This window comes from Kitasatospora sp. NPDC032121, assembly GCF_055580145.1.
Genome location: NZ_JBVILX010000003.1, coordinates 375,633 through 392,588, shown reverse-complemented (window position 1 = coordinate 392,588; position 16,956 = coordinate 375,633). Strand labels below are relative to the sequence as shown.

At 73.1% G+C, this 16,956-nt stretch carries 13 protein-coding genes; 8 read left to right on the top strand and 5 right to left on the bottom strand.

The features are described from left to right. The first annotated feature begins 160 nt into the window (after positions 1-160). From ACZ5OX_RS12715 to ACZ5OX_RS12700, 4 genes are all read left to right on the top strand, one after another. Positions 161-397 (top strand): hypothetical protein, encoded by a 237-nt coding sequence (locus tag ACZ5OX_RS12715; protein ID WP_465629906.1) that lies wholly within the window; start codon positions 161-163, stop codon positions 395-397. Between the two features lie 27 nt (positions 398-424). Continuing rightward, entirely contained in the window at positions 425-667 is a 243-nt protein-coding gene (locus ACZ5OX_RS12710) for a hypothetical protein (protein WP_465629905.1), read from the top strand. A gap of 239 nt (positions 668-906) precedes the next feature. Further along, positions 907-7,110: a DNRLRE domain-containing protein gene (locus ACZ5OX_RS12705; RefSeq protein WP_465629904.1), complete on the top strand. Its 6,204-nt coding sequence runs from the start codon at positions 907-909 to the stop codon at positions 7,108-7,110. 174 nt (positions 7,111-7,284) lie between these two features. Further along, entirely contained in the window at positions 7,285-7,839 is a 555-nt protein-coding gene (locus tag ACZ5OX_RS12700) for a hypothetical protein (protein ID WP_465629903.1), read from the top strand. A 92-nt stretch (positions 7,840-7,931) separates the two neighbouring features. Here the strand turns inward: ACZ5OX_RS12700 and ACZ5OX_RS12695 are convergent, their stop codons facing one another. From ACZ5OX_RS12695 to ACZ5OX_RS12675, 5 genes are all read right to left on the bottom strand, one after another. After that, complete coding sequence (locus ACZ5OX_RS12695; RefSeq protein ID WP_465630133.1) at positions 7,932-8,408, bottom strand: hypothetical protein; 477 nt, start codon at positions 8,406-8,408, stop codon at positions 7,932-7,934. Between the two features lie 346 nt (positions 8,409-8,754). After that, positions 8,755-9,507: a choice-of-anchor P family protein gene (locus ACZ5OX_RS12690; RefSeq protein WP_465629902.1), complete on the bottom strand. Its 753-nt coding sequence runs from the start codon at positions 9,505-9,507 to the stop codon at positions 8,755-8,757. A gap of 143 nt (positions 9,508-9,650) precedes the next feature. Further along, positions 9,651-11,138, bottom strand: coding sequence for a glycosyltransferase family 2 protein (locus tag ACZ5OX_RS12685; RefSeq protein ID WP_465629901.1), 1,488 nt, complete (start codon positions 11,136-11,138; stop codon positions 9,651-9,653). Further along, a complete protein-coding gene (locus ACZ5OX_RS12680) occupies positions 11,135-11,752 on the bottom strand; it encodes an archaeosortase/exosortase family protein (RefSeq protein WP_465629900.1) in 618 nt (205 codons plus the stop codon). The genes ACZ5OX_RS12685 and ACZ5OX_RS12680 overlap by 4 nt, the downstream gene beginning before the upstream one ends. 93 nt (positions 11,753-11,845) lie before the next feature. Beyond that, positions 11,846-12,061: a hypothetical protein gene (locus tag ACZ5OX_RS12675; RefSeq protein ID WP_465629899.1), complete on the bottom strand. Its 216-nt coding sequence runs from the start codon at positions 12,059-12,061 to the stop codon at positions 11,846-11,848. Positions 12,062-12,432: 371 nt separating this feature from the next. Between ACZ5OX_RS12675 and wecB the strand changes: the two genes are divergently transcribed. The 4 genes from wecB (at position 12,433) to ACZ5OX_RS12655 (ending at position 16,882) form a co-directional block, all read left to right on the top strand. Next, entirely contained in the window at positions 12,433-13,650 is a 1,218-nt protein-coding gene (gene wecB / locus ACZ5OX_RS12670) for a non-hydrolyzing UDP-N-acetylglucosamine 2-epimerase (RefSeq protein WP_465629898.1), read from the top strand. A gap of 235 nt (positions 13,651-13,885) precedes the next feature. After that, on the top strand, positions 13,886-16,480 hold the full coding sequence (lanKC, locus tag ACZ5OX_RS12665; protein ID WP_465629897.1) for a class III lanthionine synthetase LanKC: 2,595 nt from the start codon (positions 13,886-13,888) through the stop codon (positions 16,478-16,480). A 62-nt stretch (positions 16,481-16,542) separates the two neighbouring features. Then, positions 16,543-16,665 (top strand): hypothetical protein, encoded by a 123-nt coding sequence (locus tag ACZ5OX_RS12660; RefSeq protein WP_402399241.1) that lies wholly within the window; start codon positions 16,543-16,545, stop codon positions 16,663-16,665. A gap of 94 nt (positions 16,666-16,759) precedes the next feature. Further along, the gene (locus tag ACZ5OX_RS12655) at positions 16,760-16,882 is read left to right on the top strand and encodes a hypothetical protein (protein WP_465629896.1); all 123 of its coding nucleotides are present in this window, start codon (positions 16,760-16,762) and stop codon (positions 16,880-16,882) included. Positions 16,883-16,956 lie beyond the last annotated feature (74 nt).

Sequence of the window (16,956 nt, the reverse complement as noted above, 5' to 3'; positions counted from 1 at the left end):
ATTTTGCAGCATGCTGCCTGTCCTGATCCTGCCCCCGGATTCCCTTCCCGTGGGGGGCCGCGAAACGGAAGGATTCGCCGTGCGCGCAATGCACGAATTTCCGGACATCCAGAACTGCGGTCTCCCTCAACGCAGTTCCCGCACAGAACAGGACTCCGTCGTGGCCGTCCGTCCATTCGCCGCCGCTCTCCTGACCCTTACCATCGCCGGCGCCACCGCCCCGGCCCTCGCCGCCGCCTCGACCGCCTCCGGCGCCGCGCCGTCCGCCGTCCAGGGCACGGGCGGGTCGATCGGCTGGGACGTCCCCGGCGCCGACTCGATCGGGTGGGACAGCCCGTCCCCCCGGTCGATCGGCTGGGACGCCCCGCCGGTCGACGACTTCGCCGGGCGGGTCTGACCTGCGGTGTTCGCGGTCCATCTGACCGTGCCGGCCGATGCCGCCTCCCCGTCGGGAGAGGCGGCGGCCGTGGAGGTCCAGGCCGCGCTGTGGGCGTGTGCCGGTCCGGGTGACGGCCTGGAGCACGTGCGCGCCCGCGCCGTGCCCGACGGCGTGGGCCTGGTGCTCTACGTCCGGGCTCCGGACGGGACGGCGGCCCGGTCGAGGGCGCAGGGCCTGCTGGACCGGGTGCTGACGGCCACCGGCCGGCTCCCGTCCGACCTCCGCTAGTCGCGCCGACCGCCGGTTCCCGGCGGCGGTGACCCGTCGTCACGCCCGAACGGTTTCCGCACTTCCGGGCGGTTTTCGACCGATCTCACCGGTCCGGAAAGTTGGCCGATTCATTGCGCCGGCTTTACCCCGGCATACCTGACATGCACTCGGCAAGTCGACTATGCCCCCCTTCCCCGACGGCCCTTCCTCTCCTTTCAACAGACCGAACAGACCGACCAGAACAGTCGAGGAGTTCCATGTCACGCCCCACGGGCGAATCACCACGGCACCGGACCGAAGCCGGCTCGCCTCCCCCCACCGCGCCACGCCGCCGCAACAGCGTGCTGCGCAACACCGCCGTCGCCCTCGCCGTGGTGCTCTCCGCCGAGGCCGCCGCCGTCATCATGACGACCGGTCAGGCCGTCGCGGTCACCCCGGAGCAGGCCCCGAAGCCCGCCAAGGCGCAGGGCCCCGCCGAGGCCAAGGACATCCCCACCGCCCACCTCAAGGCGCGGCTGGAGAACCGTCGGATCGAGGTGGTCGACGAGCGCACCGAGTCCACCACCACCTGGATCAACCCGGACGGCACCACCACCCTGGACCTCGCCACCGGCCCCGTCCGCTACAAGGACAAGGCCGGCAAGCTCCAGCCGATCGACGTCGACCTCGCCAAGCAGTCGGACGGCAGCGTCAAGGCCAAGGGCCACCCGCTCAACCTCTCCCTGGCCGGCGCCACCGCACCCGCCACCGCGTCGAAGTTCAAGGCCGCCGGCGCCCCGGCCGGGGACGCGAAGGCCCCGACCACCCCGCTGGTCTCGCTGGACAACGGCCAGGGCACCGCCATGTCGCTGTCCTGGCGCGGCACCCTGCCCGAGCCCACCGTGGACGGCGCCAAGGCCCGCTACAAGGACGCGCTCACCGCCACCGACCTGGTCATCGAGTCCACCCGGACCGGCTTCGAGCAGTTCCTGGAGCTCAAGGACCGCTCGGCGGTGGCCGCCAACGGCAGCGTGACGCTCACCCTGGACGCGGCCGGCCTCCAGGCCCGGCAGAACCCGGACAACTCGGTCTCCTTCCTCGACCCGAAGACCGGCGAGGAGAAGGGCCAGCTGCCCGCCCCGGTGATGTGGGACGCGCAGGTCGACGAGCGCAGCGGCGACCACACCCGCACCGCGCCGGTCGCGCTGAAGGTCACCCAGGACGGGAACGCGATCGACCTGACGCTCACCCCGGACGCCGCCTTCCTGAACGACCCGAAGACCAAGTACCCGGTGACCATCGACCCCGCGGTCAACATCGGCGTCGGCTTCGACACCTTCGTCCAGGAGGGCTACGCCACCGACGTCTCCTCGCAGACCGAGCTGAAGCTGGGCAACAACGGCTCCGGCCAGGTGGCGCGTTCATTCCTGCAGTTCCCGATGGCGAAGATCAGCGGGAAGCAGATCACCAGCGGCAAGCTCAACCTCTGGAACTTCCACAGCTGGTCCTGCACCGCGAAGAGCTGGGAGGTGTGGGACACCGGCACCGCCACCACGGCGACCCGCTGGACGGCCCAGCCCGGCTGGAACAAGAAGTGGGCGACGTCCACCGCGACCAAGGGCTACTCCAGTTCCTGCAACGACGGTTGGGTGAACCAGGACATCACCAGCCTGGTCAAGGCCTGGGCCGCCAACGGCAACGCCAACAACACCCTGGGCATCCGGGCCACCGACGAGTCGGACCCGTACGGCTGGAAGAAGTTCAACTCCGGCAACGCGACGTCCAACACCCCGTACCTGTCGGTGACCTACAACACCCCGCCGGCCGTCTCCACCCTGGTCTCCCCGGCGAACGCCGCGCTGACCAACGACGCGACGCCGACGCTGTCCGCCAAGGCGACCGACCCCGACGGCGGCAACATCGCCCTGGACTTCGAGGTCTGGACGTCCAACGGCACCGCCGCCCTGCAGTCCGGCCGCACCGCCATGGCCGCCTCCGGCTCCACGTTCACCTGGACCCCGGGCACCGCGCTGCCGGCCGGCGCCTACAAGTGGCGCTCGCGCTCCTGGGACGGCACCGCCAACAGCGCCTGGTCCGCCTTCCGCACCTTCACCGTGGACACCACCGCGCCGGGCGCGACCACCGTCTCCTCCGGGGACTTCCCGGCCGGCCAGTGGTCGGGCACCCCGGACGCCAACGGCGACTACAGCGGCACCTTCACCTTCACCCCGCCGACCAGCGACGTGAAGGACCTCCAGTACAGGCTGGACGGCGGGGCCTGGGTCACCGCGGCCACTACCGGCACGCCGGTCAGCGCCAAGCTCACCTTCAAGGCGGGCTCCCACACCATCACGGCGCACACCCGCGACGCCGCGGGCAACGTCTCCGCCGACAAGACCTACGCCTTCTACGCCGGCAAGGGCGCCGCCCTGGTCGCGCCCGGCTCGGGCGAGCGCCCGGCCCGGCGCACCTCGCTGCTGGCCGAGGGCAACAGCAACTACACCGGCGTGCGCTACCAGTACCGCCGCGGCGAGACGGACGCCTGGAAGGACGTCCCGGTCGCCAACGTCGCCACCACCGACGGCAAGGCGGTGGCCGCCTGGCCGTTCGCCGCCCCCGGCGGCAAGCCGGCCGCGCTGACCTGGAACATCACCGACACCCTGGCCGAGAACGGCCCGGTCGACGTCCGCGCGGTGTTCACCGACGGCACCGCCACCGACGCCACCGAGCCGAACACCGTCACCGTGGACCGCAACGCGGGCACCGCGCCGGAGACCAAGGTCGGCCCGGGCGAAGTGAACACCCTCACCGGTGACCTCACCCTCTCCGCCACCGACGCCGAGGGCTTCGGCCTGCACGCCGAGCGCTCCTTCTCCTCCCGCCGGCCCGCCAACGGCTCGGCCCAGGAGGGCCAGGCGGCGATCTTCGGTCCGCAGTGGAGCTCCGGCACCACCGCCGAGCTCACCGACTCCGCCTACACCTACGTCCGCCAGACCTCGGCGACCTCCCTGTCGGTGGTCTCCTCGGACGGCTCCGAGATCGGCTTCACCGCCACCGGCGCCGGCGGCTGGAAGCCCGAGCCCGGTGCCGAGAACCTCACCCTGACCGGCGCGTTCACCGGTGCCTTCACCCTGAAGGACACCGAGGGCACCACGGTCACCTTCGCCAAGGTCGACTCGGCCGCCACCACCTGGCAGATCTCCGGCTCCTCGCTGCCCAGCGACAACTCCACCACCTCGGTGGTCTCGGAGAAGGTCGTCGCCGGCGGCAAGACCCTGGCCCGCCCGAAGTACGTCGTCGCGCCGTCCTCGGCGACCGCCTCCGCCAACTGCGCGGCCGTGCCGTCCACGGCCGGCTGCCGGGTGCTGGAGTACGTCTACGCCGACACCACCACGGCCACCGCGTCCGCCCTGGGCGACAAGGCCGGCCAGGTGAAGCAGATCCGCCTGTGGTCCACCGACCCCGGCGCCGCCACCGCCACCGCCGTCGTCGTCTCGCAGTACGCGTACGACGAGCAGGGCCGGCTGCGCGAGGTCTGGGACCCGCGGATCAGCCCGGCACTGAAGACCGCGTACGGCTACGACGCGACCGGCCGGGTCACCACCGTCACCGAGCCCGGCGAGCTGCCGTGGACCCTGGAGTACGGCAAGGCCGGCAACGCCGCCACCGCCGGCGACGGCATGCTGCTCGCCGCCTCCCGCCCCACCCTCAAGCAGGGCAGCAAGGACGTCACCGACGGCACCGCCACCACCTCGGTGGTCTACGACGTCCCGCTGAGCGGCGCCAACGCGCCGTACCCGCTGGCACCGTCCGACGTCGCGGCCTGGGGCCAGAGCGACGCCCCGACCGACGCCACCGCCGTGCTGCCGCCCGACGCCGTCCCGGCCACCCACGACGGCAAGGCGCTCGGCACCGCCGGCTACAACCGCGCCTCGGTGACGTACACCAACGCCTCCGGCCGCGAGGTCAACACCGCCACCCCCGGCGGCGGCATCACCACCACCGAGTACAACGCCTACGGCAGCCCGGTGCGGACCCTCTCCGCGGAGAACCGCATCCTCGCCCTGGCCACCACCGGCAACGACCTGAACAAGCTGCGCGCCCTCGGCATCGCCGGCCGCTCGACGGCCGACCGCGCCCAGGTGCTCTCCTCCACCTCGGTCTACTCGGCCGACGGCAAGCGCCTGGTGGAGCAGTTCTCGCCGCTGCAGCTGGTCACCCTGGAGCACCCGCTGGCCGCCTCCGGCACCAGCCCGGCCCTCGCGGCCGGCGACGAGGCCCCGGCCCGTTCCCACACCGTCAGCAGCTACGACGAGGGCCGCCCGGCCAACGCCGTGGTCAGCGACCTGGCCACCTCGGTGACGGTCGGCGCCCGGATCGACGGCTACGCCGCCGACGCCGACCAGCGCACCACCGCCACCGGCTACGACTGGGCCCAGGGCCTGGCCACCAAGTCCGTCCAGGACCCGGCCGGCCTGAAGATCACCACCGCCACCGGCTACGACGCGAGCGGCCGGGTGATCTCGCAGAGCCGCCCGAACTCCACCGGCTCCGACGCCGCCACCACGGTGACCACCTACTACACCGGCACCGGGACCGGCCCGTGCGCCGGCCACCCCGAGTGGGCCGACCTGGTCTGCTCCATCGCCCCGGCCGCGCAGATCGCCGGCGGCGGCAGCAACCCGCTGCAGCTGCCGACGAAGACCTTCCAGTACGACCGCTGGGGCAACGTCGCGGTGCAGACCGAGACCGCCAACGGCGTCACCCGCACCACCACCCGCAGCTACGACGCGGCCGGCCGCCCGGTGAAGATCTCGACCAGCGGCGGCACCGGCACCGCGGTCGCCGACACGGTGTTCGGCTACGACCCGGTCAACGGTGAGCTGACCACCACCACCAACGGCAAGGCCACCATCACCCAGGGCTACGACAAGCTCGGCCGCCCGGTCTCCTACGACGACGGCGCCGGCAACGTCACCACCACCGAGTACGACAAGCTCGACCGCCCGGTGAAGAAGTCCGACTCGGTGCCGTCCACCGTGACCTACGGCTACGACACCGCCAAGGACCCGCGCGGCCTGCCCACCTCGCTGACCGACTCGGTGGCCGGCACCTTCACCGCCACCTACGACGTCGAGGGCCGGCTGGTCACCCAGACCATGCCCGGCGGCAACACCCTGACCAGCACCTACGACAGCCAGGGCGTCCAGACCGGCAAGACCTACACCAACCAGGCGGGCACCGTCCTGCTGGCCGACACCGCCGACTTCACCGTCCACGGACAGCAGGCCGGCCGCACCCAGTCCGACGGCAACAGCACCACCAGCGGCTACACCTACGACGCCACCGGCCGCCTCACCAAGGCCGCCGACAGCACCGGCCTGGCCTGCGCCACCCGGACGTACGCGTTCGACAAGAGCAGCAACCGGACCAACCGCACCAGCGTCACCGACGACTGCGACCCGGCCACCGCCGACGCCGTCACCCAGGCCGAGAACCACGGCTACGACACCGCCGACCGCCTCACCGACACCGGCTACGTGTACGACGCCTTCGGCCGCACCACCGCCCTGCCGAAGGGCACCCAGGTCGGCTACTACAGCAACGACCTGGTCCGCACCGAGACCCTCGGCGACACCCGCAGGACCTGGGACCTGGACGCCTCCGGCCGCCTCGCCGTCTCCACCACGGAGACCAAGGGCACCGACGGCACCTGGGCCGTCACCGCGCAGGACACCAAGCACTTCGACGGCGGCAACGACAGCCCGACCTGGTCCAAGGACGCGGCCGGCCGACTGACCCGCAACGTCCTGGACCTGACCGGCCAGCTCACGGCCGCCACCGGCACCGACGGCGGCGCCGTCCTGCTGCTGACCAACCTGCACGGCGACGTGTCCGTCCAGATGTCCCCGGACGGCACCGAGGACCTCGCGGTCTACCACTACGACGAGTACGGCAACGTCGTCGACGCCACCGGCTCGACCGACTACGGCTGGCTCGGCGGGGCGCAGCGCGAGACCGACAGCGTCTCCGGCCTCTCCCTGATGGGCGTGCGCCTGTACGACGCGACCACCGGCCGGTTCCTGCAGACCGACCCGGTCCTGGAGGGCTCGCCGAACGCCTACGGCTACCCGGTCGACCCGATCACCATGGACGACCTGACCGGCATGTCCTGGAAGAAGAAGTGGGTCGCCAACTTCAGCCGCGCCGAGGGCAACACCATCGGCGGACTGCTGATCGTCTCCAGCAAGGTCTCCAAGGGCATCTCCAGCATCCTGAAGAAGCTCCCGCACATCGCCGCCCGGGCCGCCGGCTGGGTCCTGTGGGCGCTGTCCTACCTCATGAAGAGCATCGGCAAGAAGTTCATCAAGTGCGCCAACAAGCGGGGCAGCCACGGGGTCCGGTTCACCTTCGGGATCTGGGACTCCAGCCACTGGTACGTGCCGGACTACCCGACCTACCGGGTGGACCCGCGCTACTGAGCCGGGTGCGAAACCCGCTGACGCCCCTACTGACGTTCCACTGACGCAAGACAGCATGCAGGACAGGTGAGGCCGGGCCCGGGGGATGTTCCCCCGGGCCCGGCCGTCTGCGTGCGTCGGTGATCGTTTTCGGGCGTAGGCTCTCGGCTGATCACAGGGGCAGGAGAGGAAGTCATGGGCCAGAAGATCATCCGGTTCTCGGACCTGACCGGCGAGCACGTGGAGAGCGACGGGGACCTGGTACGGGTGGTGGTGCTGCAGCATCCCGACCTGACGGACGGTCCGGTCGAGATCGACGCGCTCGCCGGGGAGTTGGGCGGGGTGCGGGAGCTGGCGCTCGACCTGGTCACGATCGAGCTGCACCACCCGGACCGGGCGGAGCCGCAGACCGTGGTGATGGAGGCGGCCACGTTCGACCGGCTGGCCTCGGCCGCGCCGATGGCCGAGGTGCTGCGCGCCGCCAGGCCCGCCGCCCGGGCCTCCCTGTCCCGGGCGGCGACCGCCGCCGGCCGGGACCGGGTCGACTACACGAGCCTGGAGCACGCCGGACGGCCGCACAAGGGCCGCACCACCGAGGCGGAGAAGCAGCTCGTCCAGCAGAACCTGGACAAGATCAACGAGCGGCTCGCCGCCGAGGGCGTCCGCACCATCGACCCGGCCAACGTCGAGCACGTGACCCGGTACGGCCTGGACATCCTGGCCCGCGAGACCGGCGTGATGTTCGGCTGACCGGCCCGGTCGGCCCTGCCCGAGGGCGGGGCCGACCCGCGGTGTCGGAGCAGGCGCCCGTCCGGCCGGGAGGGCCGGTCCCGCCGGGACGTCTAGTCCAGCTGGGACAGCGCGTCGGTGACCAGCTTGGTGGCGAAGTCCTCGCCCTTGTTGGAGATCCGGTTGATGTACTCCGCGAGCAGGACCGTCATGGCCTCCAGCGGGTTCATCTCCTCCTTCGTCCACGGTCCGTACTGGGCGCGCCACAGGTTGGGGCTCAGGCCGGTGCCGGCCGCGATGAGCAGGCCGGCCATGGTGGGGATCACCTCCGGGCTGAAGGTCCGCGGCATCATCCGCATCGTGGCCACCAGGCTGGGGACCGCGTGTTCGAGCACGTCCTCCTCGTGGTTCTCGAAGGCCGAGCGCAGCCAGTTCATGTACATGTAGACGAGCGTGCACACGCCTTCCACCAGCGCCTCGGCCTCCTCGGGGCCGAAGGACGCGGTGAGCTGGTCGACCATCCGCTGGTGCTCGGGGTCCGTCCCGGACTTGCCGTCGTAGACGGACTTCAGCCGGGAGTCGATCACCATGAGCGCTGCGCTCACATCGCCGACGGGAGCGTGTTGGGGGTCGCAGGACGGCACGAGACTCCTCCTAGAACGGCGACGGCCCGGTACGGCCGGTCCGTTCGTAGGGTAGGCGACCGATCGAACGGGGAGGGACGGATCCGGGCGCGGGCACCCCGCGGGAGCGGGTGCGGGGCGGTGGGACGGGCGCGCGGCGACTGCGGGACGGGCCCTTCCCCCGGCCCCCGTCACCCTTGGGCGGCTCACCACACGTCAGAAGGAGCCACCCGCAGCCGAGTTGACGACAGTGCGCGGAGGGCGGCCGGCCCGGGACCGTCGCGGGCCCCCGGGCCGGCCGCCCTCCCTGCCGTCAGACGCCCGAGACGGCGTTCCGGGCGTTGCGGCGGCGGACGTAGACGGTGGCCAGGACGCCGGCGAGCACCGCCCCGCCGCTCATCCCCGCGACCGACGGGTTGATCATCGGAACGGCAGCCGCGGGCTCGGCCCCGCCGCACTGGGCGTGGCCGATGACCAGGTTGGCGCCGTTCAGCGACGGCAGCAGGGTGATGTGGACGGCGTTGACGGTCAGCACGCCGTTGGCGTCGGTGGTCTGCTCGTTGAGGACGATCGAGCCGACCAGCGGGATGCTGACCCTGGTGTTGGCGGGGGCGTTGGCCTGCAGGTTGGTCGGGATGCCGGCGACGCTGACCGACCCGCCCGCGATCAGGCCGCTGCCGGTGGCCCCCGTGGGGGTGGCGGTGCAGGTCGAGTTGACGCCGGTCAGGGAGACGGACGCGACGCCCAGGTCGAGCCCGAGCTTGTCGACCGTCGCGGAGGCGGACGCGGTGCCGTCGGCGGGGTTGCCGGCGGTGGTCGCGGTGAGCGTGGAGTTGGTGGCGACCGGCCCGATGTTGAGGCCGACCAGGGTCTGGGTGCCGCCGGACGGGTAGGTCGACTCGGGCGACGGCGCGACGGCGACCATCCCGCCCAGTGCCTCCGTGGAGACGACGTAGGCCTCGGCCACGGGAGCGGGCAGCGCGGCGAACGCCGGGGACGCCACGGACAGGGCCGCGACGGCGAGCGCGGTTCCGGCGAGGACACGGTTGCGGGTACGAGTTCTCACGGGTGGGCCTTTCGGACGGGGGCACGGCGGACGGAGGTGTCCGCCGCACGGGGCAGGAAAGGGGGTGGTGCGTCGACTCCGCCGACCGGCCGCGGGGCCCGGATCGGCCACGGCCTCACCGGTCGGGGAGAAGTCTCGGTGCTTCAGGCGGTGGCGATCTCCTGACCGGTGATCTCCTTGGCGGGGATCTGCCCGGCGGTGAGTTCCCGGCCGGCGAGTTCCCGGGCGGTGAGTTCCCGGGCGGGGACCTCCCTCGCCGTGAGTTCCCGGCCGGCGAGTTCCCGGGCGGCGGACGCCGGCAGCGGCACGGCCGTACGGGCCGTCTTGTGCCAGGCGCCCTTGCGTCGCACGATCCGCCAGAAGGCGCGGACCGCGACGAGGTAGGTGGTCGCGGCATAGACCGCGAGTGCCAGGCCGTAACCGAGCGCGGCCCGGCGGCTGATCCCCGGCTCGCTGCGGCGCCGGTACAGCGGCCCCCAGAGGGCGAACTCGGCGACCCCCAGGACGAGGTAGAGCGCGATCAGCACGGCGCCGCCCTCGCGGAGGAAGGCCAGCACGAACTCCGGGTAGAAGACGATGTTGTAGCCGAAGGCGGCGATCGGCACGGTGTAGACCACCAGGCCGACGACCTGCAGCCAGGGCTGGACCATGAAGTAGAGGACTTCCAGGAAGCCCAGCGTGGTGAACTCCCGGGAGCGCCAGACCCTGCGCAGGTACGACGCGCACTGCATCGAGCCCTGCGCCCAGCGGACCCTCTGGGTGATCAACTGCCTTACGTTCCACAGGGCTTCCTGGTCCACCCAGGCGGTCGTGGTGTAGCCGTTGCGCCAGCCGGCCAGCATCATCCGCAGCCCGAGCTCGAAGTCCTCCAGCAGCGCCCGGCCCCACGGCTCGCCACCGGCCCGGTCGATCGAGCGCAGCGCGCTGAGCCGGTTGGCCTGGCCGTTGCCGCCGACGTTGACGGTGCGGGTGAGCCGGCGGGTGATCTGGATGGCGGAGATCGGCCCGCGGAACTCGATGTCCTGGAGCCGGGCCAGCAGCCGGGCGAACCGGTTGGCGAGGCGCCCCCGGTGAGGCAGCGGGACGCCCACGTCGCGGTTGGACATCCGGACCTCGACCTGGACGGCGCCGACGGCCGGGTCGCCGAAGGAGGACGGTCCGGCGAAGGTGTCCAGCATCCCCGGGGAGGGCCGCCCGTCGGCGTCCAGGACGATCAGGACGACCCGGTCGGCGTCGGTGTCCTGCGGCAGCCAGGCCTCGATCGCCCGGTAGGCGGCGTTCAGGGCGTCCCCCTTGCCGGTGCGCGCCCGCGGCAGCCGCCGGCCGACCAGGTGGACGGGCCGCCCCTCGGCCGCCCTGGCCCGTACCACCTCGGCGGTGCGGTCCTCGGAGTGGTCGTCGACCACCCAGACCCGTGCGCGGGGGAAGTGCCGGGCGAGGTGGTCCAGGGTGGTGCCGATCACGGCCTCCTCGTCCCGGCAGGGTATGAGGAAGTGCCAGTCGAACCGGCTCGGGTCGCCCGGGGCGTCCGGGCCGGCCCGCAGGAAGTTGCGCACGATCACCGTGACGTAGGCGAGGAAGCCGATCCCCAGCACGAAGGAGAGGGAGACGGACAGGTCGAGCAGGGTCACGGCGCATCGGCCTCCGCGTCGCGGGTGGACGTTCGGGTGATCAGGAAGAGGAAGAGCAGCAGCGCGGTCAGGCCGGCGGCCATCATCAGCACCGAGCCGAACAGGACGTGCGTCCAGCCGAACCCCTCGTCGCCGTACCGGTGTTGCATGGCGACGATCAGCGTCAGCCGGCCCAGGTTGGCGGCGAGGACCAGGGCGGCCGCCAGGGCGAAGCCCAGCAGGACCCGGGCCGGGCCGCGGGTGCCGAACAGCAGCAGGACTCCGGCCAGCAGGGCCAGCGGGGCGATCAGCAGGGCGCTGCTGCAGCCGGTGGTCAGGGCGATCCCGCGCCCGAACCCGCCATCGTCGCCGGCGTACAGCACCGGCGCGTCGGGCGCCGAGAGCAGCAGGGTGCGCAGGCCGAGCGCGTGGGAGACCAACCACCGCGCCCCGGCCATCTCGTGGAACCGGTAGGCGCGTTCACCGGCGACCAGGACCCCGCCCAGGCCGAGCAGCAGCGGTCCGGCCACCCCGGCGAGCACCCGGCCGGCCAGCGGGGCCCGGCCGGGCCCCGACGCCGTCGGGCGGGCCGGGCCCGGTGGCCGGGCGGGTTGCGGGAACACGTCTGCGGTCACGAGGAAACCCCCTGGGAGAAAGGCGAGTCGGCGGAGATCGGCCTGGCGGGGCGGCCTTTGTCGGCCGGGGCGGCTGCCGGACGGGCGGTGCGGCTAACGCCCGCCGCGCGTCCGATCGGTCCGGCCGGTCCGACCGGTCCGCTCGTCCCGGTCCGCGGCGAGCCGGCTGCGCCGCAGCAGGGCGACGCCCACCAGCACCAGGGCGGTACCGACCGCCGCCACGAGGCCGAGGCCGGGCGAGCCGGTCGAGGCCAGCACGCCGCCGCCGGCCGCCGTCGGGGGAAGGCCGCCGCCTATGGGTCCGTACATGGTGGTTCCTCTCGTTGCGACCGGGTTGTCCCGATCTTTGCGATCTGGAGCCGTATGTTGCTGGGCTGATCGGATGATCGGATAGATGCGCCGCGCCCATTCGGGTGGAAATCACCCGTTTGCCGCAGTCGGCCGCGCGGAAGTGGCGGCGAGCCGGTATCCGGGAGCGAGCGCGCCGCCGCCAAGTCGGCGCCCTGCGACCGGCCTTGATGCACCGGCATACGAACCATCGACGGCGCCGCCGACGGCTCGGACGGACCCGAGTGGGCCAAGTGGGTGACATCACCCCCGCGTATGGATATTTCCCGTGAATCCACCCATATCGTCTGCTGATACTTCCCCACCCCACCCCCTCGCCCCTTCGGAGCGCCATGTCCTCGACCGATGTCGCCCTGGTCCTCGGAACCCGGCCGGAGATCGTCAAACTCGCCGGAGTGGCCCGCCTCCTCGGCCCGCGGGCCCGCATCGTCTGGAGCGGCCAGCACTGGGACCCGGCCCTCACCAGCACCTTCTTCGCCCAGTACGGCCTCCCCCGCCCGCACCACCTGCTGCAGGGCGTCGGCGGCGAGCCGCGCGGACGGCAGATCGGCCGGATGGTCAGCGCGCTGAGCGACCACCTCGCGGCCCGGCCGCCGGCCGCCGTCGTCGTCCAGGGCGACACCAACACCGCCGCCGCCGGCGCCCTGGCCGCGCACTGCGCGGGCATACCCGTCGTCCACGTCGAGGCCGGTCTGCGCTCCTTCGACCCTGACATGCCCGAGGAGGCCAATCGCCGCCTGATCGCCCCGCTCGCCGACCTGCACTGCGCGCCCACCGCGACCGCCGCGGCGCACCTGCTGCGCGAGGGCGTCGAACCGGACCGGGTGGTGATCACCGGCAACACCGTCGTCGAGGCGACCCTGGAGACCCTGCCCGACGAGGCCGAGGCCCACCGCATCGTGGCCGAACACGGCGTCACCCCCGGCGGCTACGTACTCGCCACCATCCACCGCCCCGAGAACACCGACGACGCCGCCCGGCTCGCCCAGATCCTCGACCAACTCGCCGCCCTGGAGCTGCCGGTGCTGCTGCCCCTGCACCCCCGGACCGGGGCCGCCGTCGAGGCCTTCGGCCTGCGCGGCCCGGCCGCGCGGCTGCGCCGGACCGAGCCGCTGGACCACGCCGGCTTCCTCGCCCTGGCCCGGCACTGCCGCCTGCTGGTGTCGGACTCCGGCGGGGTGCAGGAGGAGTGCACGGTGCTCAAGCGCCCGCTCGTGGTGGTGCGCAACTCCACCGAGCGCCCCGAGGCCGTCCGGGCCGGCTTCGCCCGCCTCGCCCGCCCCGGCCACCAACTCGCCCGCGCGCTACGGGAGATGCTCGCCGACGAGGCCGCCGCCGACCGGCTGGCACGGCTCCCCTCGCCGTACGGCGACGGGCAGGCGAGCGCCGAGATCGTCGCCGCGCTCCACAGTCGCTACCTGTCCTCCGAACTCCCCTCCGAAGCCGTGAAGTTGCCCGACCTCGACGTCGAACCTCCCACCATCGAGGACCGGTTGGCCGCTCCCCTCCCAGCGCCCGTAGCCGCCGCGGCCGCCCACCCCCGGCACTGACCTGACCGGCGACCTCCCCCGGCAGCCGGCCCGGATCCCCTGGCAGGAAGGTGGCGGATCCGAACCGTCGACCCTACGCACACCGGCTGGCAAGGTCGGAAGCAGCCCGCAACCGGCGGGATCCACTGCATCCGGGGGGCTCCCTTGACGACGACATCCGACGGCCGGGCGACCACCGGGACCGGCGCGGACACGGACGCGTACCGGCCGCGGGCCACGGGCTGAGGCGGGCCCCGTGGACGACCGCTACGAGCGCCACTGCCTCGCCGACCCGCTGTTCTACGACGACCCCGCCCGCGCCGAGCGCCCCGACGACCGGTTCGCCGCCGCCTCCGTCCCGCTGCCGCCGGGCTGGCAGCGGGTCGAGCACGGCCCCTGGGTGCACATCAGGGCGCCCCGCGCGCAACTGCCCGAGCAGGGCTGGAAGGTGCACGTCTCGGCCACCCCTGACGAGGCCGAGCGGGTGATCGACCAGGTCCTGGCGTACTGCCTGGAACACGAGCTGACCTGGAAGTTCCTGCGCGGCCGGGCCACCGTGCTGACGGCGAACGGCAAGTACGCCGACCGCCGCTCCAGCGGCAAGCTGATCACGCTCTACCCGGAGGACGACACCCGGCTGGCGCAGGTGCTCGACGAGCTGTCCACCCTGCTCAAGGGCGTGCCCGGCCCGTACGTGCTGAGCGACCTGCGCTACCGGGAGGGGCCGCTCTACCTGCGCTACGGCTCGTTCGTCCGGCGTTACTGCACCGACGAGCGGGGCCAGCGGGTGCCGGCCATGATCGGGCCGGACGGCGAGCCGGTGCCGGACGTCCGGGGCACGGTCTTCACCGTGCCGGACTGGGCGCCGGTGCCGGAGGTCGTCACGGCCCAACTGGCCGCCGACACCGCGCGGGAGGCCGAGACCGCGACCGACTTCCCGTTCGAGGTCACCAAGGCGCTGCACTTCTCCAACGGCGGCGGCGTCTACCGGGCCACCGACCAGCGCGACGGCCGCGAGGTGGTGCTGCGCGAGGCCCGCCCGCACGCCGGCCTCGACCGCGCCGGCCGGGACGCGGTGCAGCGGCTGCTGAGCGAGCGCCGGGTGCTGGAGGCGCTGGCCGGGCTGGACTTCGTGCCCGCGCTGTACGAGCACCTGCAGGTCTGGGAGCACCACTACCTGGTCGAGGAGTACATCGAGGGCGAGCGGCTGGAGGACGTCTTCACCCGCACCTGCCCGCTCACCCACCCCGAACCGGACGAGGCCGGGCTGACCGAGTACACCGACTGGGCGCTCGACGTGATCGACCAGGTCACCGGCATGCTGGCGGCGCTCCACGAGCGCGGACTGGTCTTCGGCGACCTCCACCCCAACAACGTGCTGATCCGGCCGGACGGGCGCTGCGCACTGGTCGACTTCGAGATCACCTTCCCGGCCGACGACGCCACCGCGCCCCCGCTGGGCGCGCCCGGCTTCGTCTCCCCCAGGGCCCGGCGCGGCACGGCCGTGGACACGTACGCCCTGGCCGCGCTGCGGCTCTACCTCTTCCTGCCGGTGAACAACCTGCTCGCGCTGGACTCCGGCAAGGCCGAACTGGCCGGCCGGGAGATCTCCGCGCGCTACCCCGTGGCCCCCGGTTTCGGGGCCGAGGTCGCCGAGGAACTGCACCGGGCGGCCGGCGGGCGGCTGCCGCTCGGCGCCACCGAGCGCCGGCCTGACCCCGCCGACGGCGGCCCGCGGCCCTCGCGGCCGGCCTGGCCGCAGGCCCCGTCGGCGGACACCGAGGCCTGGCGCCCGGTGCTGGACTCGCTGGCCGCGGGCATCCTGGCGACGGCCACCCCGGAGCGGACCGACCGGCTCTTCCCCGGCGACGTCGAGCAGTTCGGTCCGGTCCACAACGGCCTGGATCTCGCCCACGGTACGGCCGGCGTGCTGTACGCGCTGCGGGCCTGCGGCCGGCCCGCCCCGGCCGAGCACACCGACTGGCTGGTGGCCCGGGCGAACGCGGAACCGGACCTGCCGCCCGGGCTGTACGACGGACTGACCGGCATCGCCTGGGCCCTGGCCCGCCTCGGCGCGCCGGAGGCGGCCGGCACACTGGTCGACCGGGTGCTCGCCGCCGAGCCGCCGCTCGATCCGGGGCTCGGTTCCGGACGGGCCGGCATCGCGCTGGGCCTGCTCGACCTGGCCGGCGCGCTCGGCCGGGACCACCTCGCCGACCGGGCCCTGGCCCTCGGTCACCAGCTGGCCCGGGAGGAGCGCGCCCCGCTGCTGCGCGGCCTGCTGGACGGCTGGAGCGGGCAGGCCGCGCTGTTCCTGCGGCTGCACGGACACACCGGCGAACCGGGCTGGTTGACGGCGGCCGAGGCGGCACTCGGCCGCGAGCTGGACGAGGCGGACATCACCGACGGAATGCTCTTCCTGGTCGAGGACCGCTACCGCCGCAAGCTCCCGTACCTGGCCGCGGGCGGCGTCGGCACCGCGCGCGTGATCGCCGAACTGGCCCGGCGCACCGGCGCCGACCGGCTGCCCGCCCGGTTCACCGAGGCGCTCACGGCCGCCGAGCGCGCCTGCCGCCCGGACCTGATCGCCGCGTCCGGCCTGTTCGAGGGCCGCGCCGGGCTCCTGCTGCACCAGCTGGGGACCGGGCACCGGGCGGAGGCCGACCGCCACCTGCGGCTGCTGGAGTGGCACGTGATGGACCATCGCGGCCACCTGGCCTTCCCGGGCCGCCGCTCGATGCGGCTCTCGGCGGACCTCGCCACCGGCGCGGCCGGCGTCCTGGCCGCACTGCACGAGGCAGTGCTCGGCCCGGTGCCGCTGCCCGGCATCACGGACTTCCCCCGGCCCTGAGCCGGGGGAACACGACGGCCACCACCGGTGGCCTGGAGCACCTCACCGGAAAGGAACGGACCATGTCGAAGATCCTGGCCCTCCAGGGCCTCGAGAGCGAGACCGCGCAGGCGGAGCTGAAGATGAGCTCCATCAGCAGCCTGTCGCACACCCTGCCGTTCGGCCCGGTCGAGACCGAGAAGTAACCGCCCGGAGTCGAACCGCCGCCCAGCCACCGGAGCGGCGCAACCACCACCTGCGCTTCGAGGCGCCGGTGACCAACGAGGAGAGGACACACTGATGTCGAAGATCCTGGCCCTTCAGGCCCTTGAGAGCGACACCGCGACGTCGGCCGCGGTGAGCAGCTTCCTGAGCACCGACTCCCACGAGTGGGTGGACAGCCCGGTCGAGACCGAGAAGTAACCGCCCGGAGTCGAACCGCCGCCCAGCCACCGGAGCGGCGCAACCACCACCTGCGCTTCGAGGCGCCGGTGACC

Bases quoted from the DNA above. Each gene is read 5' to 3' on its own strand.
- ACZ5OX_RS12705 (WP_465629904.1), top strand. From the start codon at position 907: ATGTCACGCCCCACGGGCGAATCACCACGGCACCGGACCGAAGCCGGC.
- ACZ5OX_RS12700 (WP_465629903.1), top strand. From the start codon at position 7,285: ATGGGCCAGAAGATCATCCGGTTCTCGGACCTGACCGGCGAGCACGTG.
- ACZ5OX_RS12655 (WP_465629896.1), top strand. From the start codon at position 16,760: ATGTCGAAGATCCTGGCCCTTCAGGCCCTTGAGAGCGACACCGCGACG.
- ACZ5OX_RS12695 (WP_465630133.1), bottom strand. From the start codon at position 8,408: ATGGTGATCGACTCCCGGCTGAAGTCCGTCTACGACGGCAAGTCCGGG.
- wecB (WP_465629898.1), top strand. From the start codon at position 12,433: ATGTCCTCGACCGATGTCGCCCTGGTCCTCGGAACCCGGCCGGAGATC.
- ACZ5OX_RS12675 (WP_465629899.1), bottom strand. From the start codon at position 12,061: ATGTACGGACCCATAGGCGGCGGCCTTCCCCCGACGGCGGCCGGCGGC.
- ACZ5OX_RS12660 (WP_402399241.1), top strand. From the start codon at position 16,543: ATGTCGAAGATCCTGGCCCTCCAGGGCCTCGAGAGCGAGACCGCGCAG.